The following is a 23,090-nucleotide window of genomic DNA, read 5'->3' on the forward strand; positions in this document are numbered from 1 at the left end:
GGGGTGAGGGCCTACTGGCACGCCTCGCAATCCGGATTATCAATCGAACATGCCAATGGCACTGGCGCTGCTTGGGCAAAGCTCGCTGCTTCCACTTCTGATACGGCAGGTTTTGCTGCAGCAGGTGCTGCGGATAAACCGCCTGCGCCACCGGCCGATACCGCGTTCAACGCGCCAGTATTGATGGTGGATTTTTCAGTGGTGGTTGCGGCCAATGCACGCAGGTAATACGTAGTCTTTAAGCCAGAGAACCATGCCATGCGGTAGGTAATGTCTAATTTTTTACCGTTAGCGCCAGCGATGTACAGGTTCAAACTTTGCGCCTGGTCGATCCACTTTTGACGACGGCTTGCTGCTTCAACAATCCAGCGTGGTTCTACTTCAAATGCGGTGGAATAAATCGCTTTCAAATCCGCAGGAATGCGATCAATTTTTTGCAACGAACCTTCGTAATATTTCAAATCGTTAACCATTACTGCATCCCACAATCCACGCGCTTTCAAGTCGTGAACGAGGTGCGGGTTAACCACGGTGAATTCGCCGGAGAGGTTGGATTTCACGTACAGGTTTTGGTAAGTCGGCTCGATCGATTGGGTAACGCCAGTGATGTTGGAAATGGTTGCTGTTGGAGCAATCGCCATCACGTTGGAGTTGCGCATACCTTTGGCTTTCACTTCAGCGCGCAGGGTGTCCCAATCAAAAGTTTTGCTGCGATCTACTTTGATGTAATTCTCGCCGCGGTTTTGTACCAGCAATTCAATAGAGTCGATGGGCAATACACCTTTGCTCCACAGCGAGCCTTCAAAGGTTGAATACTTGCCGCGCTCTTGCGCCAGTTCGCACGACGCTTTGATCGCGTAGTAGCTCACGGCTTCCATTGAGGTATCGGCAAAATCAACCGCTTGTTGTGAGCTGTAGGCGATGCGTTGTTCGTACAGCGCATCCTGGAAGCCCATGATGCCGAGGCCGATAGGACGGTGACGCAGGTTGGACTGCTTGGAGGTCGCCACGGCGTAGTAGTTAATATCGATCACGTTATCCAACATGCGGATTGCAGTTTTAACGGTGCGCTCCAGTTTTGCTTGATCGAGCTTGCCATCAACAATGTGTTGCGCCAGGTTAACGGAGCCGAGGTTACATACGGCGATCTCATCGTTCGCTTTGGTGTTCAAAGTGATTTCAGTACACAGGTTGGACGAGTGCACCACACCGGCATGTTGCTGCGGGCTGCGCAGGTTGCATGGGTCTTTGAAAGTGATCCATGGGTGGCCGGTTTCAAACAGCATGCCCAACATTTTGCGCCACAGGTCTAATGCGCGCACGGTTTTGAATACTTTGATTTTGCCCGCTGCAGCTTCACGCTCGTAGTGCTCGTAGCGCTCTTCAAACGCTTTGCCGTACAAGTCGTGCAGGTCAGGTACATCGTTTGGCGAGAAGAGCGTCCACTCTTTGTCGTCAAACACGCGCTTCATAAACAGGTCAGGTACCCAGTTGGCGGTGTTCATATCGTGGGTGCGGCGACGGTCATCACCGGTGTTTTTGCGCAGCTCAAGGAATTCCTCGACATCCATATGCCAGGTTTCCAAATAGGCGCACACAGCGCCTTTGCGCTTGCCGCCCTGGTTTACTGCTACGGCGGTGTCGTTCGCCACTTTCAAGAAGGGAACTACACCTTGTGATTTACCGTTGGTGCCTTTGATGTAAGCGCCCAGAGCGCGCACTGGCGTCCAGTCATTACCCAAGCCGCCCGCGAATTTGCTCAGCATGGCGTTGTCTTGCATCGCGCCGTAAATACCGTGGAGATCATCGGGTACGGTGGTCAGGTAGCAAGAGGACAACTGCGGGCGCAAAGTGCCGGAGTTGAACAGGGTTGGGGTGGAGCTCATGTAATCGAACGAAGAGAGCAGGCGATAGAACTCAATCGCGCGGTCTTCTTTGTTGGTTTCCTGAATCGCTAAGCCCATAGCGACGCGCATAAAGAAAATTTGCGGCAGTTCGATGCGGGTATCGTTGCTGTGGATGAAGTAACGGTCGTACAGGGTTTGCAGGCCGAGGTAGGTGAATTGCAGGTCGCGCTCGGCGATCAATGCTTTGCCCAGCTTTTCCAGATCAAAGTTCAACAGCTCTGGCGATACCAGCTCCAGCTCAACGCCTTTTTTGATGTAGAGCGGCAGGGTTTGCGCGTAGAGGGTTTCCATATCGGCCTGAGTTGCAGAGGTTGCAACGCCAAAGAAGCTCAGGGCTTCAGCGCGCAGTTTGTCCATCAGCAGGCGGGCGGTAACGAAGGAGTAGTTAGGCTCTTTTTCTACCAAGGTGCGGGCGGTGATCACCAGTGAGGTGTTGACGTCTTTCTCGGCCACGCCGTCGTAGAGGTTGCGCATGGCTTCATCGAGAATCGCTTTCTCTTCCACACCAGCCAAACCAGCACAGGCTTCATGCACGATGGTGCGCATGCGGGCGATGTTCAATGGCGCACGGGTGCCATCGGCCAGAATAACGTTCAGGCTTGGGTAGTCTGGATCGGGCTCTTGTGATGCCGCTTGTTTTTGGGCGCGCAGGCGAGCGTGCTCTTCGCGGTAGAGTACGTAATCGCGTGCGATTTTTTGCTCGCCAGAGCGCATCAGAATCAGCTCAACTTGGTCCTGGATCTCTTCAATATGGATAGTGCCGCCAGAAGGCATACGGCGTTTAAAGGTGGCCGTAATTTGTTGGGTGAGGCTGCTCACGGTTTCATGAACTCGGGTAGATGCCGCCGCTGTGCCGCCTTCTACCGCCAGAAACGCCTTGGTCATGGCGATGGCGATTTTGCTGGCATCGAATGGAACCACCGTTCCGTTGCGCTTGATTACACGCAATTGCCCTGGCGCGGTTGCCGTCAGGCTCGACGAGCCGCCGTGGATGTCGTGTTGGACGTTGGTTGTGCCGGTGGTTTGTTCAATGTCAGTGTGCATAGACGTCTCCCGCGTGAGGTCATTCCTGGTTGAATTTGCTACGTAATTAAAAGGTGTTGCGTATTGCTAATAAGCGTTTGCGATCTTGCTGACCCGCTGGATGGCGTTTGAATCGGCCATCTGGTTATTAAAATCAGGGTTCAGAACACCGTTTTCTGCGATTTAATGACCACTAGATATAGTGGTCAGCCTGCAGCCGCTTGTGCCCATACTACTGATGCCTGCCGATGTAGAGTGAAACATCGCACTGGCCGTTAACTTCAGGCTGCTTTTCAGCACACATTGTGATTAACGTTCAATTGGGTCAAAAATTTGCTTGACGATTTGCCCGCCAAGGGATAGGGGCTGCTTGTGGGTTTAACGCAAGCAATACCTATATCTAGGGGTAAATCGTGAATGGGCTACAAGATAATGCGGTTGGGGGTTTTATGCAAGCTTGAAAACCTGTGGATAAGATGTGGGTGGCGCTGGTAAAAACTGGGGGCAAGTCGCGCTAACGCCTTGAACTAACGGTAAATCCAGCATTCTGGCGGCTCATAATAAAAATGACAGATGCTCGATTGATTTAGATTTTTTTGGCATACATCGCCGGGGCGATTATGACTACATATTGTGTTTGTACTTTTTGGGTGAAATAACGCGTTTGCGGCCAATAAAAAAAGGGGCCTAAGCCCCTTGATATGCCCCACATCCCGGTTGGTTTATTCGCCGCATCCCTGTGGTGCCGTCTTTTTATGGTGAGTGAGTGTTGGTAAGACGGTTATGTCCGGCAGCATTTACGATCCAATCATGCCGCCGTCATTCTTGGTCACAATCACTGTGGCTGAACGTGGGCGTGCAGTACCGCCTTCTGGCCAGTGGCTGGTGAAGTTGGTGGAGGTAGAGCGGTCACCGGGGTGTTGGATATTCACAAACAGGGTTTTCATATCCGGTGTACCGGTCACGCCAGTCACTTCCGCATCAATCGGCCCAACGAAGAAGCGCTTCACTTGTTTGGTCACAGGGTCGGCGGCCAGCATCTGGTTGTTGCCGTAAGGGCCGGTGCCTTGTTGGCTGCCACTCATATCGGTTTGAATCCAGAGCACGCCGCGCGGGTCAATCCACAGGCCGTCGGGGCTGGCAAAGTGGTTGTCGGCGGTCAGGGTGACAGCTTTATCGTCGGTGCCAGTGGTGGTGCCTACATCGCCACCCAGCAGGAAGATGTCCCACTTGAAGGTGGTTTTGCCAGCTTCTTCGTTCCAGCGGATGATGTGGCCAGTGGCGTTGTTGGCGCGCGGGTTAGCGGCATCAATTTGCTCGGCGGTGCGGCTGGTGTTGTTGGTGAGGGTGAAGTAAACCTCGCCAGTGGTAGGGTGTACTGCGCCCCACTCAGGGCGATCCATTTTGGTTGCGCCCATAATGTCGGCGGCCAAACGGGTGTTGATCAACAAATCAGCCTGGTTCGCAAAGGTCACACCTGCCGCTGCTGCCTTGGCAGTGAAGGCGCTGTTGGTGATATCCAGCGGCAGCCACTCACCGGTGCCATCGGCATTGAACTTGGCAACATAGAGTACGCCGCTGTTCAGCAGCCAACCGCCAGCGGTCGCTTTATGGAAAGGTTCGGCAGAGACAAATTTATAGATGTATTCGTTTTGTGAGTCATCGCCTGAGTAGCACACTACAGGTTGGCCTTCGACTGCGGGAGCGAAGATCACACCTTCATGGCCAAAACGGCCAAGAGCGGTACGTTTTTGTGGACGGGCTTCCGGGTCAAATGGATCGATTTCTACCATCCAGCCAAACGTATTGGGCTCGTTGCGGTAGTCATCCAGTGCGGTTGCACCTTTGGTTGAGGCATCAAAACGCACGTATTCATCGGCACCTGAGTCTGCCAATTCCCAGAAGTAGCGGCCATTTTTGGTGCCTACGCCGTAGCGTTTGTGTTCGCGTGGTTGGGTTGCATCTTTGTTAACAAAGTAACCTGCCCAGTTTTCTTCAGCAGTCAGGTAGGTATTCCAAGGGGTATAGCCCATACCGCAGTTGTTCAGGGTGCCGCGTGTAGCAGTACCGTTCGGGCTGTATTTGGTGGCCATTTTTGCATAACCGGAAGCGGGGCCGCGGATATCCATTGGCGTTGCGCCGGTGATACGGCGGTTAAACGGGCTGCCGTTAACGACTTCCCAGTTGCTGCCATTCTTTTTGATGTGAATCACGCTCACACCATGACCGGCGATTTCCTTGCGTACTTCATCGGCAGGGCGGGTTGCGCCAAGGGTTGCGCCATTGGGGTGGAAAATTTTGTCATCCAGGTATTCGTGGTTCATCACCAGCAAACCTTCGCTGGAATTGGTGCCGGTGGTTTTGGCATCCATCGGGAAAAAGTGCACGCCATCGTGATGCGCGCCCACTTGTTGTTCCTGATCGGCACCAGTGTTGCTGGCATCGCCTTTGTACGCTGGCATGCTGCCGGTCAGTGGCGTGCCCCAAGGGACGAAGGTGGTTGCGGTATAACCTGCAGGAACGGTAATCGCATCGTTACGGTTGGCCGCGATAGCGGTAAAACCAAGCAGGGGAGCCAGTGACGATGAAACGCTTGAGCTGCTGGAAGATGCCGGAGCACTTGAGCTGGATGCACTTGAAGAGCTGTTGCTTTTTTTGTCGTCATCATCGCCACCACAGGCGACCAGACTCGCGCCCATAAATGCCGCTACCGCAGTGCCCAAACTGCCTTTCAGGAATTGGCGGCGCTGGGTCATGACTTCGGCAAAAGTAGTGTTGTTGGAATTGTTCGACAAAGGCTCAATGCCGGAATTGTCGATCTCATAAATAGTATGGTCGGTCATCGGTTGCTTCCTGTTGTTTTCTTGAAGGGGATTCGGATGCAAGGATTAAAGCGACGCTCTATGTCAGTTAGACGACAGTTTTTTGAAGATTTGGTAACAGTCTGATGACGCTGTACCTGCCGGGTATGTAATTAGGGGGGCTGCTTAGTGGATTGAGCTGATTACCGCAGCAGGTAAATCTGCTAACCTTGGCGACAACGATCAGTAACAAGATTAATGAAAACGATTAATTAAAAATCAGCGTGATATGGAATCCAGTGTGGAATCAGTGCAATCAGATTATTCAGTGTATCGCAGTGTGATTAGCGATCTATTAAACGGCAAAGAACAATTGCCCAGTCTGCCGTCTATTACCTTTGAAATCCGCAAGGCGATGGGGCAGCAAGACCTGTCTATGGTCGAACTCAGTAAGTTACTTGCGAAAGATCCCGCGTTGTCGGCTGTGTTGTTGAAATACGCTTCAAGCCCCTTGGTTGGCAGCCAAACCCCACCGCAAAATCTTCTCGATGTGATTCGCCTGTTGGGGATGAACCAAGTGGAGCGCATCACCATGGTGCATTCCATCAAGAGTTTATTTTCTGTTCACTCGGTGAAACATAAACGTTTGTTTATGGAGGCATGGCGTCGCCTGGCATTAAAGGCGAGTTTGAGTACCTATATTGCCAAGCACATGCATTTTAAAAATGTATTACCCGATAACGTACTCATGGCGGCGCTGCTGAGTGAAGTAGGAACGCTGGCGGTATTGTCAGCCTTTAAAAATTCCGAGCAGACTCCGGATCTTCCTGCGTACGTGTCGCTCTGTCGCGAGTATGCAAAATCACTGGGTGTGATCACGCTTAAACAGTGGCAAGTGGATGAGCAGTATTTAAAAGTCGTGCAAGAAATCGGTAACTGGACCGGCGAAAACCCGGGTGCGCCGAATCTTACCGATTTGATCAATTTGGGGTTGTATCACTCACTCAAACTCACCCACACCAAAACCGATTTGCCGCCCATTCAAGAATTGACGGCCTATAAAAAATTGGAAGCGCCAGAAAATTCTGTGGTTGCCGGTGGCCTCACCTTTGTGATGACCAACGTGCAGGAAATCAAAATGGTAGCGAAAAGTTTGTTTTGAGTGGCGCACTTTACGTGCGCTTTTTCCAGTGAAGTGGATTTTTGCGAGCGTGAATAACACCAATAACCAATAGAGTGTTTTCAAGAATCACAAAATAGATGCCATAAGGAAAACGATTAATAAAAACTCGTCTAACGTGACGGTGAATTTCTTTGTATAAGAGCGGATTGTTCTGAATTTTTTCTAACGATTCTTCAATGCTTTGAAGAAAGCTTTGCCCCAGATTTTTTTGGCAAAATTCATAATATTCAAAAGCTTCGATAATGTCTGCTTCGGCTTCTTTCCTTACCAACAATTGATAGTCCATCTTACTTGTCTGTAATCCTTTTTTTCACGCTTTCCCAGTCGCTGCCTGCCTCTCCATCCGATGCTAAGGTTGCCAGCCGTTCATCCAGTAGCGCGATAAGCTCATCAGGAACCTTGACTTCATCGCTTCTTGTTCTGACGCTATCCCATAATTGTTCTGCAAGCAAAATTCTTTCTGAAATGCTAAGTGACTGAATATTCATAGGATTCACATTGGGCGTAGTGTGGATGGTTCAAAGTATACACCCAACCTATCAAATCGGGTTTAACCATTTTTTTGACTGCTATCAGGGATATTATTGATGGTTCTGAAGCGCCCGCGCCAGTTCGATCACCGACAAAGGCGCGGAGCCTTCTGCTTTATTGCTCAGCGTCACAAATACATTTTGCCCACCACTTGCAGTGCCGCGAATGACGTTTGTTAATGCCATACGTGTTTCGGTATCAGGGTCGATGATTTTATCGTAAGGCTCATAAGCATCTTTCGCATCTTCATAACCAAACGCACCGTGCACTGGGTTTAAATTCCAGCGGCACACCAACGGCCCGGGCCAGAGTGCGCGCAAAATTGGAAGTTGCTCGCTAATGCGCGGCATTTTTGCATGCAAACCCATGCAGTAGGTGGCACCGGTATCGCGCAGAGCATTCACAAATTGCGGCGTTAACCATTGCGGGTCGCGCACTTCTACCGCAACTACGCCATCGGGCGCGGTGTTTTTTAAGTTGGGGATCGAAGCTAATAACTGATGCAAACGGTCAATCAGTTTCGGCATTTGCCCAAGCCATGCAGCGGGCAGGGGGCTTATCTGAAAAACCAATGCGCCCAATTTATGTTGCAAACCTTCCAGCGCTGGTTCCACAAACATTTGCACTGCTTCTTCCGCATATAAAAAATGCGCGTTTGTGCGCATGCCTCTGCCGGATTCATCGCGCACCAAAGCATCGGTAATCAAACTCGGTGCTTTCACCACAAAACGAAAATCGTCACCAACTTGCGATGCATACTGCGCGAACTGCGCAACGTTGAGCGGACGATAAAAACTGCGGTCTATACTCACGGTGCGCAACAGCGGGTGTTTGCTGTAAGCCGCTAATCCGTAACGCGATAGATTTGTCTCGGCGTATTCCCCATCCCACACCAAACCATTCCAGCCCGGGTAATTCCATGACGATGTTCCCAGCCGCAGATGCGACGGCAGTGAATCCGCCAGCGCAATCCATTCCGCATCAGGAACAACCGGCTCAACCTGTTTGCCGGATTTTTTAGCGGGTTTTGCGGGGGGATCTTGTGGTTCACCGAAGAGAGAATCTTGCATATCCAAATCACTTGAAGCTGATAGTCATTAAGGCTAGGGCAGGATATAGAAGAGGTTTTTGGATGTCAGCTTTTACTAACATTTAATCAAATCCATCTCTTCAGCGTTGACTCCTGTACATCAAGCGTTTTTTTATTTCTTATGGGAATAAAAAGTATGATCTGAAATACCGTGTTATTTGTTTTTGTTTGGGAACAGGCTAGTCTTTCATACATGTTTTATTGGGCGGAATTCAAATGAAAATTAGGGGCGACACTATGTTTTGGGTCAAGGTTGTTCAGCAAATTTTTTCTAGCAAAATAAATAGTATCAAGGTCACTTTATGGAGATTGTTACTCGTCTCGCTAGCGCTGGCTACGACTCAAAATGCAATGGCATTTTCAGGTACGTTGAATTTTTCAGGCAGCGATACTGCGCTCGGAAGCACCGTAAATGATGGTGAGGCTAATTCAACGGACATTGGTGGTGTTGTAATCGAGATCTACAGCGCAAGCACCGGCAATACCAATAATGGCCACGTCTGGGCTTACTACAGTGACGTTTACGCAAACGGAGCAACAACAACCTCAGATGAGGGCATTGCTGATGACTCGGGTGTCGGGGCGCCCACGCTGATCATCCGCAGCCAAGGTGGCACCGATTTTTCGTTCAGTGGCATTCGAATCATTGACTACCTGCAGGTCTACATCGCTAGCTCTGGTCGAACATTGCGCTTCGAGGGCTTCCTGGATGGATCATCAACCGGTGCGGTAAACCTCAACACGGCGACAGGCACTACTCCTACCAGCTTCAACCAGGGTAACGGACTCACAGCGTCTATCTTTCAAAATGTTGACGAAGTGCGGATCACCGCATCCGATGGTACTGACGTCGCCCTGGCGATGGACGATATCGTATTTGCAAATGCTGTTCTTCCTGATTCCACCCCACCCACCGTTACCAGTGTCAGCGTTCCCTCGAGCGCAACTTATATCACTGGGCAATCACTAACGTTCACCGTCAACACCAGCGAAAATGTGGTCGTAAATACTGGCGGTGGTACCCCCCGAATTGCATTGACCATTGGTGCCACAACCAAATATGCAGCCTATTCGTCGGGCACTGGAACCTCGGCGCTGGTCTTTAGCTACACGGTTGAGAGTGGTTTGGTTGATTCAGACGGTATTACCGTGGGTGCACTCGGTGTGAACGGCGGAACCATGAAAGATGCCGCTAACAATGACATGACGCTGACCTTGAATTCTGTCGGTTCCACAGCCAGTGTTCTGGTTGACAGCACCGCACCCACCGTTTCATCGGTGACTGCAAGCACCGCTAACGGTACCTACAAAGCTGGTGATTTGATCAGCATTCAAGTTAATTTCAGCGAAGTGGTCAATGTCACCGGTACGCCACAACTGACTCTGGAGACGGGCACAACGGATCGCACCATTAATTATGCGAGTGGTAGTGGCTCCAGCAGCTTGACCTTCAGCTACACCGTTCAAGCGGGCGACAACAACAGCGATTTGGACTACGTATCAACCAGTGCACTGGCGTTAAACAGTGGCACCATTCGTGACGCCGCTAGCAACAACGCAACGCTGACACTCGCGACGCCTGGAGCGGCCAACTCTCTGGGTGCTAATAAAGCGTTGGTGGTCGATGGTGTAACACCTTCTGTGACGAGCACTGCGCCATCGGGTGGTGCGGTATCAACCGATGTCAGTGTTGATTTCACCGTAATTTTCAGTGAGTCCGTCAGCAATATTTCTACCGATGATTTTGCGCTTGGTACTACCGGTGGCGCGACCGGCACTGTCGCCAGTGTCTCTGCGACCTCGGGTTCCAGTGTGACTGTAACGGTAAGCGGTATTTCCGGTAACGGTACTATCAAGCTGAACCTGAATGGCGCAACGAATATCAGTGATGCTGCTGGCAACGTAGGTCCAGCCGCCTATACGAGTGGTTCCGCCCATACTGTGGCCATTCCGACAGCGCCCGATGCACCAACCATCGGCACTGCAACTGCAGGTGATGCTCAAGTATCCGTTGCTTTCAGTGCTCCTGGCAACAATGGTGGTTCTGCTATCACTGGTTATACCGTGACCTCTAACCCCGGAGGTTTTACAAATACGGGTGCCAGTTCGCCGATTCTCATCACCGGTCTCACTAACGGTACTGCCTATACCTTTACTGTGACGGCGACCAACGGGATAGGCACAGGCTCAGCCTCGGCGGCCTCCAATTCGGTAACCCCCAAGGCCGACCAGACAATTACCTTTGGCCAACCTACCAACTATAACTTTGGCACTACACCAACCCTGACGGCGACTTCTAGCTCTGGGCTAACGGTCAGCTTCTCGTCGTCTACCACTGGTGTTTGTACTATCACTTCCGGTGGCGCATTGACCTTTGTAAGCGCAGGTACCTGTACGATCGATGCCGATCAGGCCGGTAACGGCGCGACCAATTTGGCGGCGACCGTAACCCGTAGCTTCACAGTAAATGCGGTCGTTCCCGGTGCGCCAACGATTGGTACGGCAACCGCAGGAGACACCCAAGCCTCGGTCACCTTTACTGCGCCAGCGAGCACAGGTGGTGCTGCGATCCTTGCGGGCGGTTATACCGTCACCGCTAACCCTGGCGGTGCGACCGGCACCGGTTCAAGCTCGCCGATTACCGTGACCGGCTTGACCAATGGTGTTTCCTACACCTTCACAGTGACTGCGACTAACTCGGCGGGCACGGGAGCGGCTTCGGTAGCATCCAACGCCGTTACGCCTAAAGCAGCCCAAACCATTACCTTCGCCAACCCAGGTGCGCAAAACTTTGGCACCACTCCTGATTTGCGGGTTGTCAATGGTGGAGCTTCAGCAACATCAGGACTGGATGTCACCTTTACGTCATCGACTACCGGTGTTTGTACTGTGACCAGTGAAGGTGTATTGACCTTCATCACTATTGGAGTCTGTACTATCAATGCAGATCAGGCGGGCGATTTCCAATATTTGGCCGCAACTCAGATAAGCCGTAGCTTTACCGTGAGTGCAGTTGTTCCCGGCGCTCCAACCATAGGGACTGCTGTTGCTGGTGATACCCAGGCAAGCGTGGCATTTACTGCACCAGTTAATACCGGTGGCACAACCATTACGGGGTATACGGTTACCGTCAGCCCACCGGATGTAGCACCAGTAAACGGAGCTGCTTCACCGATTGTAGTATCCGGTTTGAGCAACGGGCAGCCCTATACCTTTACCGTAACAGCCGATAACGCAGCCGGTACTGGCCCTGCATCGGGCTCATCCAACTCGATTACACCCAAGGCAGCACAGACAATTACCTTTGCGAATCCAGGTGCACAGACTTTCGGTACATCGCCAACCCTTACTGCGACGACAAATGCCACTGGTCTGACCCCGACCTTTACGTCTTCTAGTACCGGTGTGTGTACCATCACGACCGGTGGATTGCTTACCTTTGTAAGCGCAGGGGACTGTACGATTAATGCCGACCAAGCGGGCGATAGCACTTATCTGGCCGCAACCCAGGAGAGCCGCACTTTTACCGTCAATGCCGTGGTTCCCGGTGCACCGACGATTGGTACTGCCACCGCAGGCAATACCCAGGCTACAGTGACGTTCACTGCGCCTGCCTCTAACGGTGGCTCAGCGATCACCGGCTACACCGTCACCGCCAACCCCGGTGCGATCACCCGCGCGGCAACCAGCTCGCCTTACACATTCACCGGCTTGACCAACGGCACTGCCTATACCTTTACCGTCACTGCAACTAACGCTGCTGGTACCGGTGCGGCATCGGCAGCATCCAACGCGGTAACGCCATCGGTACCGCCAAACAATGCACCGGTAATTACACAGGGCGGTTCCGTCAGCGTCACCATGAGTGAAGATGGCACCCCAACACCGTTTAGCCTGAGCCTCACGGCTACCGACGGTGACAACGATCCCCTCACTTGGAGCATCACCAGCCCTGCCCAGAACGGCAGTGCCAGTGTGTCCGGGGGTAGTGTCAGCTATACCCCAACGGCTAATTTCAATGGCAGTGACAGCTTTACTGTTCAGGTCAGTGATGGCAGTGCAACGGCCAGTACCAGTGTCAGTGTCACCGTCACACCGGTGAATGATGCGCCGGTGATCAGCGGCACCCCATCCACCAGTCTGGATCAGGATACGGCCTACAGCTTTAGCCCAACCGCCAGCGATATTGATACCGCCGATGTGCTGACTTTCAGTATCACCAACAAGCCAACCTGGGCCAGCTTTAACACCGCAACCGGTGCCCTGACCGGTACACCGGCCGGAACCGATAGCGGCAAGACGATTGGTATTGTGATCAGTGTGAGTGACGGCACTACCAGTACGGCCTTGCCGGCGTTTGATATTGAGGTCATTTCCACCATCGACCCACTGCAACCCATCGTTACCGCACCTGCAGAGCTGAGTGTGGATGCAACAGGACTGTTTACGTCTATCACCCTGCGCCAGTTATTGGGTGCAAGCCCCAATGCCTCACAGGCCGAGGTTGATGCAGCGATTAAAGCCTTGGCAAAAGACGGTGTAACCGGCAATGACTGTTGTACCACTACAGTAGAAGGGCTGACAGCGACAAATGCATTACTGCTGGCACCTGGCCGTCATGAGATCAAGTGGAAGGCTACCAACGCTGTAGGTGTAAGTGGAGAAGCGGTACAGGTAGTTAATATCTGGCCGTTGGTATCCCTGAGTAAGTCGCAGGTTGCTGTTCGCGGCAGCGATGTTGAATTCAAGGTGTTGCTCAACGGGCCATCGCCGGTTTATCCGCTGGCTATTCCCTACGTCATTGATACCGCAACCACGGCGACCGCAGCAGAGCATAACCTGACCAGTGGCACAGCAACCTTTACCCAGACTGGGCAGGTGGAAGTGGCGATCCCGGTAACACTTGCGGATGTAACAGGCTTCAGTGACAGCAAATTGGTGGTTGCTTTGGGCTCCGGTATCAATACCGGTGCGGCCAGCACCCACGTGATTGATATTCGTCAGGGTAATGTCCCGCCCATTGTTAGCCTCAGCATTACACAGGGTGGCATTAACACCAGCCTGGTATCGCCAAGCGGCGGACCGGTGACGGTAACAGCGACAGTAGTGGATGCCAACAAGCAAGACACGCATACCTATGATTGGTCTGCCACGAGTGGCCTTGCCGATATCGATGGCAACCCTGCCAACGCCAGTCGTACCTTTGATCCGGCAGGTTTGGCTGGCAGTCACCAACTGAAAGTAACGGTGTCTGATTCTGCCGGTGCCAGTGTCCAGTCATCCGCTTATTTCCGCGTAGTAAGCAGCCTGCCGGTGTTGGATGTGAATACCGATACCGATAAGGATGGCATTAATGATGAGCTGGAGGGTACCGGTGATACTGACGACAACGGCATTCCGGATTATCTGGATAACATGCCATCAAGCAACATCTTGCCGCAGCAGGGTAATACCACTAACGCTTTCCTGATTGAGTGTGATCCGGGTGTTCGCTGTGGTTTGGGCTTGTTTGCACGTAGTGGCGCTTCCGGTGGTGTCCAGATTCTGGATCAGGAGATTGGTACGCTGGATGATTTGGTGATTGACCCTGCCTTCGAGCCGGTGGGCGGTGTGTTTGACTTCGCCATCCGCGATTTGCCGACACCGGGGCAATCGGTGCGTATCGTTATTCCGCAGCGTTCAGCGATTCCGGCCAATGCGGTCTATCGCAAGTATCAACGTGGCAGCTGGGTAAACTTTATCAGCGATGCCAACAATGCGGTGCACTCTACAGCAGGCAACCCCGGCTATTGCCCACCGCCCGGCACCGCAGAATGGACTAGCGGTTTAACCGCAGGTCATATGTGCGTGCAGTTAACCATTCAAGACGGTGGCCCGAACGATGATGACGGCTTGGTGAACTCAGCAGTCGTAGACCCGGGTGCAGTGAGTCAGGCGAAAGCCGTTGAGCCACCGGAACCCAAGCCACCGAAGGAGGTTAAGACCAGCGGTGGTGGCGGTGCAGCAGGCGCATGGCTGCTGCTCGGACTTGGGCTTTTATTAATACGCAGAGTGAAGAGAGGGAAAACCATGAGAAAAGTCATTGCACTGCTCAGCTTCGGCCTGATTGCCTCCGGCACCCAGGCCAGTCCGGCGGACAAACTGCACCTGCGTATCGATGCCTATCAGGTCAACGGCAGCCAGAAGGCCGGTGATTTTAACGCGGCCATGCAATCGGACTTCAACTACAAGTTGAGTCAATACGATGTGGATCGCAATGGCTACCAGCTGTCGTTGGGTTATGCGTGGAATAAAGTCACCTACACCGAAATAGGCTATCTGGATCTGGGCGATGTCACTGTCAACCTGATGCTCGATGGCGCGACCGATGGAGCCGCCTTTGGTAATGCGGTTGTCGGCCATTACCCGATCACTGCCGATGGTATAACTCTGGTGCAGGGATATATCTGGAGTTTTGCCGACCACTGGCAATTATCCCCCGAGCTGGGTTTATTTATGTGGAGCGGGGATGTTGACACCAAGGGGGCTGCGTTCAACGTGAAATACGATGACAGCACGGATTTACTCACGGGCTTACGTCTGGATTACCTCTTCAACGATCACATAGGTCTGGGAGCCGGTGCGCGCTACATCCGACTGGATGACCAGCATGTAACCCTGTGGGGTGTATCGGGGCGGTTCAGTTTTTAAATCGCACCTATTGCGTGTGTTGCGCTGCAAAAAAATCCCGCTGTGTGCGGGATTTTTTTATGGTGTGTTTTTTTGCTGAATGAAATTATTGTGCTCATAAAAAGCGTTACGCATTAATATGCGCAACCTGTTTTCTTTTGATATTAATTTTCTACGCTGGATTTTTTATGTTGAGCGAATTGCTCGCTATTCTCGCCCCTATTGTTATTTCTGTCGGTGCTGGATTTATTTGGGGGAAAACCGGTACCGGTTTTCCGTCGGATTTTATTTCACGCATTGTAATGAACATCGGTTCGCCTTGTTTGATCATCAGCGTAATGGCGAAGGTCGAAGTGCAACCGGAGGTGATGGGGCAGGTTGCCCTTGCAACAGCATTCACCATGACGGCGATGGGGTTGTTTGGATGGCTATTGTTGCGGTGGATGAGGCTGGAAATCGCCACCTATTTGCCACCGCTGGTGTTTCCTAATAATGGCAATATGGGTTTGCCACTCTGTTTATTCGCCTATGGGCAAACTGGACTCGCGCTTGCGTTAGGTTCTTTTATGGTGATGATGATTGCGACTTTCACTGTTGGTTTATTAATTGTTGCCAATAGCGAAGGCGGAATTTTTAAGCGCATGGAATCTATCGCTAAACAGCCCGTGATTTATGCGATGGCAATTGCTGTGATTTTATTAATCACAGATACCGACTTGCCGCGTTGGATAAGCAATACAGTAGATTTGTTGGGTGGAATTGCTATTCCATTAATGACAATTGCCTTGGGGGTATCGCTTGCAACATTAAAAATCCATTCCTGGAAACGCAGCTTATTATTCAGTGTGATTCGTGTTGGTGGCGGTTTAGTACTCGGATTTATTGTGTGTGAACTGATGGGTTTGACGGGCGTGTCGCGCAATGTGGTGTTGTTACAATCTGCAATGCCAATTGCAGTATTTAATTACTTATTAGCATTGCGGTACGGACATAAACCGGAAGAGGTGGCAGCGATGGTTGTAGTATCAACGCTTGTTGCTTTTATGGGGCTGCCATTTTTATTGATGGTGATTTTGTGATGATAATAGGCAAATTCTGCCAGGAAATATTGAAAAACCATAATCCACAATCAGTAGGTGATCATAATAATTGGGTAACAAAAATAACGAGGTTATAAAAATATCAAGACGATGAAAATAGACAGACAAAACAATTGCCCAATAAAAAACCCGCGAACTTTCATTCGCGGGTTTTTTATTGGCGTTTGCTAAAACTTAGTTTTTAGCAGCGGCAGCTTTCTTTTCTTTCTCTTTCGCGATTACTGCTTCAGCCACGTTTGCAGGGCATGGAGAGTAGTGAGCGAATTCCATAGAGAATTGGCCACGGCCAGAGGTCATAGTACGCAGGTGGCTGATGTAACCAAACATTTCTGACAGCGGAACTTCTGCTTTGATGCGTACGCCAGTTACGCCAGCGTCTTGGCCGTTGATCATGCCACGACGACGGTTCAAGTCACCGATCACATCACCTACGTGATCTTCGGGGGTGAACACGTCTACTTTCATGATTGGCTCAAGCAGTTGTGGACCCGCTTTTGGCATAGATTGACGGAAAGCGCCTTTTGCTGCGATTTCAAACGCGATTGCTGACGAGTCCACGGCGTGGAATGCACCGTCGAACAGTTCAACTTCTACGTCCAATACCGGGAAGCCAGCCAATGGGCCAGTGCCCATCATGCCTTCAAAGCCTTTTTCAATCGCTGGGTAGAATTCTTTTGGAACGCTACCACCTACAACGGTAGTGGTGAACTTGAAGCCAGAGTTTGGCTCGCCCGGACGGATGCGGTAATCGATCTTACCGTACTGACCAGAACCACCCGATTGCTTCTTGTGGGTGTAAGAGTCTTCGATCTCACGGGTAATGGTTTCGCGGTAGGCTACTTGTGGTTGACCAACATTCAGCTCTACACCGTAGGTGCGCTTCATGATGTCCACTTTAATATCCAAGTGCAATTCACCCATACCTTTCAGGATGGTTTCACCAGAATCCTGATCGGTTTCAACGCGGAAGGTTGGATCTTCAGATACCAACTTACCGATAGCAGTCGCCATCTTCTCGATCATGCTCTTGTCTTTTGGTGTAACAGCAATAGAAATCACTGGCTCTGGGAATACCATGGGTTCCAAAGTACAAGGAACTTTTGGGTCACACAGGGTGTGGCCGGTCTGCACGTTCTTCAAACCAATCAGCGCAATAATGTCACCTGCTTGCGCTGTAGTCAGATCGGTGCGGTCATTGGCGTGCATTTCAACCATGCGGCCAACACGTTCGGTTTTACCGGTGAAGGAGTTAAGAATGGTGTCGCCTTTGTTCAGAACACCGGAGTAAATACGTACGAAAGTCAGGGCACCGAAGCGGTCATCCATGATTTTGAACGCCAGCGCGCGGAAAGGCTCGTCAGCAGAAACGATAGCGTATTGGCCAGTTTCGTTGCCTTCTTCGTCAGTCAATGGCTGTGGGTTAACTTCGGTTGGTGCTGGCAGGTAATCAACTACACCGTCCAGCAGTAATTGCATACCCTTGTTTTTAAACGCGGAACCACAGAAGGTAGGGAAGAAGGCCAAGTCACGGGTGCCTTTACGGATGCAGCGCTTGAGGTCTTCAACAGAAGGCTCTTCACCTTCCATGTAGGCCATCAACAGGTCATCATCCTGTTCTACCGCAGTTTCGACCAATTGATTGCGATACAGCTCAACGTCATCTGCCATATCAGCAGGGATATCAACAACTTTGAAGTTTTCTGGCAAGCCTGAATCATCCCATACGTACGCTTGACGATTCAGCAGGTCTACAACACCTACGAAAGTATCTTCGCGGCCAATTGGCAAGGTCATGATCAACGGGTTTGCGCCCAATACATTTTTTACTTGTTCGGTTACGCGAATAAAGTCGGCACCAATACGGTCTAGTTTATTTACGAAAATCAAACGGGATACTTTAGAGTCGTTTGCATAGCGCCAGTTGGTCTCTGATTGCGGCTCTACACCACCAGAACCACAGAATACGCCAATACCGCCGTCCAGTACCTTGAGTGAACGGTAAACTTCTACGGTGAAGTCAACGTGTCCGGGGGTATCAATTACGTTGAAGCGGTGGCCTTTCCAGAAACAGCTTACCGCTGCCGACTGGATGGTGATGCCGCGCTCGGCTTCTTGCACCATGAAGTCAGTGGTCGATTCGCCTTCGTGCACTTCGCCGAGTTTGTGGATTTTACCGGTGAGTTTGAGGATACGCTCAGTGGTAGTGGTTTTACCGGCGTCCACGTGGGCGAAGATACCGATGTTTCTGTAAAGGGATAAGTCAGCCATAGGACTCTCTTTATGTGTTAATACTAAGGTTAGAAAAAAGCTGGGTTAGAAAATAGCGGCGTAATATACAGGAAGTTATCCGAAATTGCGCACAGAAAAAGAAAGCTAACTTGATTGTTTTACATTTTTTAGATCGATAAAGGTGATTGGGCGGTAGAAAGTCGGGGGTTTTACCTACTTGGCTTCCTTTTTATGACAACGCATTTTATTCGTGCCGATACTTCCACAAGCGCATTTGGATGCTTTTATATGAGTGAGGCCAAGCTTGCCAATGCTCGCTCAATCCGGTTGTTCCACACGCAAGCACAAGAAAGCCGGATAAATTGCCGGTATTTTTGGCTGGCTGAAAAAATGGGCCCGGGCGCGATGCTGATCCCCTGTTCCAGAGCTTTGTATGCCAATGCAAAGGTATCCACATCGCCCGGTAATTCCAGCCAGATAACAAAACCGCCTTCAGGGCGGGTGATTTTGGTGCCTTCCGGGAAGTAATGGACAATCGCTTCAGTCATGCGTGCCACGGCTTGTGCATAGTCACTGCGTACCCGCCGCAAGTGGCGTTCATATTGGCCCGTTTCTAACAATTCTGTAACCGCCAGTTGTGGGGCAGTCGTGGTGGCCAGATTCAAGACATATTTCATGTACTCTACTTTTTCCTGATAACGCCCCGGTGCGATCCAGCCCACCCGCAACCCGGGAGATAGGGTTTTTGAGACTGAACTGCACAGGATGACGTTTTCATCCAGCCCCTTCAGTAACGAAGGTCGGGCGTGGCTAAAGCCCAAATCGCCGTAGATATCATCTTCAATCAATGTGATCTCTTTTGCTTTGAGCATCGCTACCAGTTTTTGTTTGTGTTCGTCAGGCATTAGGCAGCCCAATGGATTACTGAAATTCGGAGTGACAACGCAGGCTTTAATCGGCCAGCGGCCGAGTGCCAAGTCGAGCGCTTCCAATGACATCCCTGAGTGCGGGGTAGTGGGGATTTCCAGCGCCTCTAGTCCAAGAGATTCGATTACCTGCAGCAATCCGTAAAAGGTTGGTGATTCTATGGCCACCACATCACCTGGCGATGTGACGGCGCGTAGCGCTAATGTCAGGGCTTCCTGGCAGCCATTGGTAATCACCAGATTATCCGGATGTACAGCGCAGCCCGCATCGGCCAATCGACGCGATAACTGGCGGCGCAGCTCGGGTGCGCCGGGTGAGAACTCATAGTTCGCGGTGCGCACCCGATAATGGCGCGCTGCTTTGGTGAGCGCTTGTTCAATCTGTCGTGTCGGCAGGAATTCCGCTGCGGGAACAGCCGCGCCTAACTGCACAACGGTCGGATCATTTGCAGCCTTAATCAGTTTCAGCACCATATCCTGACCGGTTACCAACGCCGGGCGCATGGTGGTGACAACAATGCGCGGCGGTGATACCGCCAGAGTCGGTTTGGTTTTGACATAAAACCCCGAACGGTTACGTACTTCCAGTAAACCCCAATCCTCCAGCTGGCGATAGGCCGATAAAACGGTGGCAATACTCAGCTGACGCGCCTGTGCTTGCTGGCGCACGCCGGGCAGGCGATCACCATCCTGAAATCCTCCTGCATTAATCAAGCTGGCCAGCTCATCGGCCAATTTCCGGTAGAGAATATCCATTGCAGCTCCGCTCAGTGAATTTGATTTACGTTGAATAGGTACAGTTGGTGCCAAAACATTAGGTACAGATAGCAATTATTTACATCTGTATCGTATCAATTGTTGTTTTTTGAAACTGTAATGGTTGTTGTTCGCGAAATACACTGCTTTTTCAAAAATGCCCCAACCAATCGATTTCAGGAGGTGTGTTATGAGTGTTTCTCTGTATCTGATGGATGCTTTTGTTTCCGGATCCTCAAGGGAGTGTCCGTTTAGCGGTAATCCCGCCGGTGTCTGTGTTCTTGATCAGGAACAATCTGCGGGCTGGATGCAAAATGTCGCGCTGGAGATGAATCAATCAGAAACTGCTTTCGTGCACAAACGCGCCGATGGCAGCTGGAATCTGCGCTGGTTTACGCCTCAAGTGGAGGTCAGTCTTTGCGGGCACGCGACTCTCGCTGCGGCTCACGCACTCTGGCAACACCTGGGTGAAACAGCGCCGTTGCTGGAATTCCACACGCTCAGTGGCCGGCTTACGGCCGTGCGTAATGGCGATGAAATCCAGCTCGACTTTCCAGCTGACTTTCCGCAGTCCATTGCACAGGTTCCATCGTCCTTGATTGAGTTGCTTGGCAAACAGCCACATTGGTTTGGAGCGGGGAAAGACGATCTTATTGCGGTATTGGATTCGGCCGATGCTGTGCGCAACTTTGTCCCCGACGCAGAAAAAATCGCGTCATTTACAACACGAGGCTTAATCATTACCGCGCCCGGCGATAGTGGTTCGGGGTTAGATATGGTCTCGCGCTTTTTTGCTCCCAAGGTTGGTATCAGTGAAGATCCTGTGACCGGTTCTGCACACTGCCTGCTCGCGTGTTATTGGGGTAATCGCCTCGACAAAACGCACTTGTATGCGCATCAGGCATCGGCGCGCGGTGGTTGGTTAACACTGGATTGGAAAGAGGATCGCGTTTTATTAAGTGGTAAAGCCCGCACTATGTTGACAGGAGAATTTTATGGCTGATTTAACAAATGCGGATCAGAAACCTACAGCAGCCACTCCAGTGTGTTGGCGCAACGGTCACATTATTCCACTCGAACAGGCAACAGTTTCTGTTTTTGATCACGGACTTTTATATGGCGATGGTGTGTTCGAAGGCATACGTTTTTACAACGGCCGCGCCTTTCGTTTGCAGGCCCATCTGGAGCGATTATTTTTATCGGCACGCGCAATTGCGCTCGCCATTCCTTACAGCATCGAACAATTAACTCACGCCGTTATTGAAACCATTTCTGCAGCGCCGGAAACAAACGGCTATTTACGTTTAGTCGTCACACGCGGCCCCGGCCCATTAGGGATTGATCCTTCGCGTTGCCACTCGCCCGTTGTTTTTATTGTTGCAGATCGTTTGCAATTGGTGAATGAAAGAGTGCGCAGCGAAGGTGCAAAAGTCATCATCGCCGCCACTCGCCGTTTGGGTTCCGATGGACTTGATCCGCGCATCAAAAGTTTGAATTACCTCAATCACATACTCGCGCGTATGGAAGCCACACATGCCGGTGCCGATGAAGCCATTTTGTTAAACAGCGCAGGCAGAATTGCTGAGGGCAGTGCGGATAATATTTTTATCGTACAGCGCGGCGAATTATTAACACCGCCGGTAATTGAAGGCGCACTCGATGGCATCACCCGCCAAGTGGTACTGGAACTTGCTGAAAAGCTCGGCATAAAGTCCCGCGAAATTCCACTCGCCCCTTATGATTTATTCACGGCCGATGAATGCTTTCTCACCGGAACCGGCGCGGAGTTAATTCCGGTTGGTTATGCCGATGGTAGAAAGATTCCGCAGTGCCCCGGCCCGATTTATTCGCGGTTGGCGGCGGCGTTTAAGGAGTTGGTCGCTTCAGGTTGATTGTCGCATCCCAACTCGGTCCAGTCTTTTACCTGTGGGTTGAAAAAACCGGTTTTTTCATAGATGTAACGCAGGGTTCCGTTGGTGCGAAGTTCTTTCAATCCTTTTTGTAAGGCTTCGTATACCACGAGCCCCCTGGGGTGTTTTTTGCTGACAATAAAATGAAGTGATTCATTGAATGCAACTTTCATCCCTTGTAGCGGAACCAAATTGATATCGTTGAGGGAACCGTTTAGATCGGACGAATTGAAAAAAGGAAATAACATAAAATCCGCACGTTTGGCAACGATCATTCGCGCCATTAAATGAGGATTGGATGCTGCTGTGATTATTTTCGGGGTTATGCAGGTAATTTCAGCATTATCGTGAATCCAATTTTGGTTGGTCGTTATTGCATAGTGTTTCAACTCGTCGGCATGTTTGATGGACAATAGTTTTTTATTATCTGGAACCGTGTAGATACCTTTCACAAATTCTTTTTCTTTTAATACCGGATCGGAGATGTAAAACAAGTTTGGATTAATATCCGTTTTCCAAATGACAAAACCCGGCATCAGTGTCACTGAATTGGCAGAGTCATGGATGATGCGCAAATAATCAGATGTATTGTTGAATTCAAATGCTGGCTTGAGTCCACCCAGCTCCAACGCTCTGCACAGTATTAATAACTCGGCCACGATTTGATTATGGCCTATGTGAGTGTGGCGGATGTCCGGGCAGCTTCCGTTATTGAATGTCAGGGGGCGCGGGACAAAACTGGCACTGTACATACCAATCGGCAAGGTGATTATTTCTGTTGTCTCTGCACCCCGGGCATTGCCGGGTTGCGCGAGGAGTATTCCCAGTATCAAGCACAGCATGTGTAGTTGTTTCATAACGGGCTTTTATTATCCAAATCGCGGGTAGTACCCGTATCAGGTAATACTGTAGCAAGTACACCTGTAGCAATTGGAAGTATAGACACATGGATGAAGGTTATTTAC

13 protein-coding genes are annotated in these 23,090 nt (G+C 51.0%); 5 read left to right on the forward strand and 8 right to left on the reverse strand.

What is annotated here, in order from left to right; all coding sequences use genetic code 11:
• Window positions 1-11: 11 nt before the first annotated feature.
• Window positions 12-2,951, reverse strand: a complete 2,940-nt coding sequence (locus tag VC28_RS03035) for a ribonucleoside-diphosphate reductase subunit alpha (RefSeq protein WP_049629347.1) — start codon at window positions 2,949-2,951, stop codon at window positions 12-14.
• 776 nt (window positions 2,952-3,727) lie between these two features.
• Window positions 3,728-5,773: a PhoX family protein gene (locus VC28_RS03040; RefSeq protein WP_049629348.1), complete on the reverse strand. Its 2,046-nt coding sequence runs from the start codon at window positions 5,771-5,773 to the stop codon at window positions 3,728-3,730.
• A gap of 259 nt (window positions 5,774-6,032) precedes the next feature.
• Here VC28_RS03040 and VC28_RS03045 point away from each other — a divergent pair, with 259 nt between their 5' ends.
• On the forward strand, window positions 6,033-6,893 hold the full coding sequence (locus VC28_RS03045) for an HDOD domain-containing protein (RefSeq protein ID WP_231591627.1): 861 nt from the start codon (window positions 6,033-6,035) through the stop codon (window positions 6,891-6,893).
• Window positions 6,894-6,903: 10 nt separating this feature from the next.
• Here the strand turns inward: VC28_RS03045 and VC28_RS03050 are convergent, their stop codons facing one another.
• From VC28_RS03050 to VC28_RS03060, 3 genes are all read right to left on the reverse strand, one after another.
• Complete coding sequence (locus VC28_RS03050; protein ID WP_049629350.1) at window positions 6,904-7,200, reverse strand: type II toxin-antitoxin system RelE/ParE family toxin; 297 nt, start codon at window positions 7,198-7,200, stop codon at window positions 6,904-6,906.
• Window position 7,201: 1 nt separating this feature from the next.
• A complete protein-coding gene (locus VC28_RS03055) occupies window positions 7,202-7,402 on the reverse strand; it encodes an addiction module protein (RefSeq protein WP_049629351.1) in 201 nt (66 codons plus the stop codon).
• A gap of 93 nt (window positions 7,403-7,495) precedes the next feature.
• Window positions 7,496-8,515: a DUF72 domain-containing protein gene (locus VC28_RS03060; protein ID WP_049629352.1), complete on the reverse strand. Its 1,020-nt coding sequence runs from the start codon at window positions 8,513-8,515 to the stop codon at window positions 7,496-7,498.
• A gap of 257 nt (window positions 8,516-8,772) precedes the next feature.
• Between VC28_RS03060 and VC28_RS19255 the strand changes: the two genes are divergently transcribed.
• A complete protein-coding gene (locus VC28_RS19255) occupies window positions 8,773-15,225 on the forward strand; it encodes a beta strand repeat-containing protein (RefSeq protein ID WP_053094149.1) in 6,453 nt (2,150 codons plus the stop codon).
• Window positions 15,226-15,392: 167 nt separating this feature from the next.
• Entirely contained in the window at window positions 15,393-16,283 is an 891-nt protein-coding gene (locus VC28_RS03070) for an AEC family transporter (RefSeq protein ID WP_049629353.1), read from the forward strand.
• A 195-nt stretch (window positions 16,284-16,478) separates the two neighbouring features.
• Here the strand turns inward: VC28_RS03070 and fusA are convergent, their stop codons facing one another.
• Both fusA and VC28_RS03080 read right to left on the reverse strand, forming a co-directional pair.
• Window positions 16,479-18,572, reverse strand: coding sequence for an elongation factor G (gene fusA / locus VC28_RS03075; protein ID WP_049629354.1), 2,094 nt, complete (start codon window positions 18,570-18,572; stop codon window positions 16,479-16,481).
• 245 nt (window positions 18,573-18,817) lie between these two features.
• Entirely contained in the window at window positions 18,818-20,215 is a 1,398-nt protein-coding gene (locus tag VC28_RS03080; protein WP_049629355.1) for an aminotransferase-like domain-containing protein, read from the reverse strand.
• A 190-nt stretch (window positions 20,216-20,405) separates the two neighbouring features.
• Here VC28_RS03080 and VC28_RS03085 point away from each other — a divergent pair, with 190 nt between their 5' ends.
• Window positions 20,406-21,218: a PhzF family phenazine biosynthesis protein gene (locus VC28_RS03085; protein ID WP_049629356.1), complete on the forward strand. Its 813-nt coding sequence runs from the start codon at window positions 20,406-20,408 to the stop codon at window positions 21,216-21,218.
• The gene (ilvE, locus tag VC28_RS03090; protein WP_049629357.1) at window positions 21,211-22,107 is read left to right on the forward strand and encodes a branched-chain-amino-acid transaminase; all 897 of its coding nucleotides are present in this window, start codon (window positions 21,211-21,213) and stop codon (window positions 22,105-22,107) included. Before VC28_RS03085 ends, ilvE begins: the two co-directional genes overlap by 8 nt.
• Here the strand turns inward: ilvE and VC28_RS03095 are convergent.
• Complete coding sequence (locus tag VC28_RS03095; protein ID WP_156184270.1) at window positions 22,059-22,982, reverse strand: substrate-binding periplasmic protein; 924 nt, start codon at window positions 22,980-22,982, stop codon at window positions 22,059-22,061. The genes ilvE and VC28_RS03095 overlap by 49 nt on opposite strands.
• Between the last annotated feature and the right edge of the window lie 108 nt (window positions 22,983-23,090).

Origin of the sequence: Cellvibrio sp. pealriver, assembly GCF_001183545.1 — a bacterium.
Taxonomy (GTDB): domain Bacteria; phylum Pseudomonadota; class Gammaproteobacteria; order Pseudomonadales; family Cellvibrionaceae; genus Cellvibrio.

What these genes read in the sequence shown, in the direction of transcription:
- VC28_RS03035 (WP_049629347.1), bottom strand. Translation starts at nt 2,951, where the DNA reads ATGCACACTGACATTGAACAAACCACCGGCACAACCAACGTCCAACAC.
- VC28_RS03040 (WP_049629348.1), bottom strand. Translation starts at nt 5,773, where the DNA reads ATGACCGACCATACTATTTATGAGATCGACAATTCCGGCATTGAGCCT.
- VC28_RS03050 (WP_049629350.1), bottom strand. Translation starts at nt 7,200, where the DNA reads ATGGACTATCAATTGTTGGTAAGGAAAGAAGCCGAAGCAGACATTATC.
- VC28_RS03055 (WP_049629351.1), bottom strand. Translation starts at nt 7,402, where the DNA reads ATGAATATTCAGTCACTTAGCATTTCAGAAAGAATTTTGCTTGCAGAA.
- VC28_RS03060 (WP_049629352.1), bottom strand. Translation starts at nt 8,515, where the DNA reads ATGCAAGATTCTCTCTTCGGTGAACCACAAGATCCCCCCGCAAAACCC.
- VC28_RS19255 (WP_053094149.1), top strand. Translation starts at nt 8,773, where the DNA reads ATGTTTTGGGTCAAGGTTGTTCAGCAAATTTTTTCTAGCAAAATAAAT.
- VC28_RS03070 (WP_049629353.1), top strand. Translation starts at nt 15,393, where the DNA reads ATGTTGAGCGAATTGCTCGCTATTCTCGCCCCTATTGTTATTTCTGTC.
- fusA (WP_049629354.1), bottom strand. Translation starts at nt 18,572, where the DNA reads ATGGCTGACTTATCCCTTTACAGAAACATCGGTATCTTCGCCCACGTG.
- VC28_RS03080 (WP_049629355.1), bottom strand. Translation starts at nt 20,215, where the DNA reads ATGGATATTCTCTACCGGAAATTGGCCGATGAGCTGGCCAGCTTGATT.
- VC28_RS03085 (WP_049629356.1), top strand. Translation starts at nt 20,406, where the DNA reads ATGAGTGTTTCTCTGTATCTGATGGATGCTTTTGTTTCCGGATCCTCA.
- ilvE (WP_049629357.1), top strand. Translation starts at nt 21,211, where the DNA reads ATGGCTGATTTAACAAATGCGGATCAGAAACCTACAGCAGCCACTCCA.
- VC28_RS03095 (WP_156184270.1), bottom strand. Translation starts at nt 22,982, where the DNA reads ATGAAACAACTACACATGCTGTGCTTGATACTGGGAATACTCCTCGCG.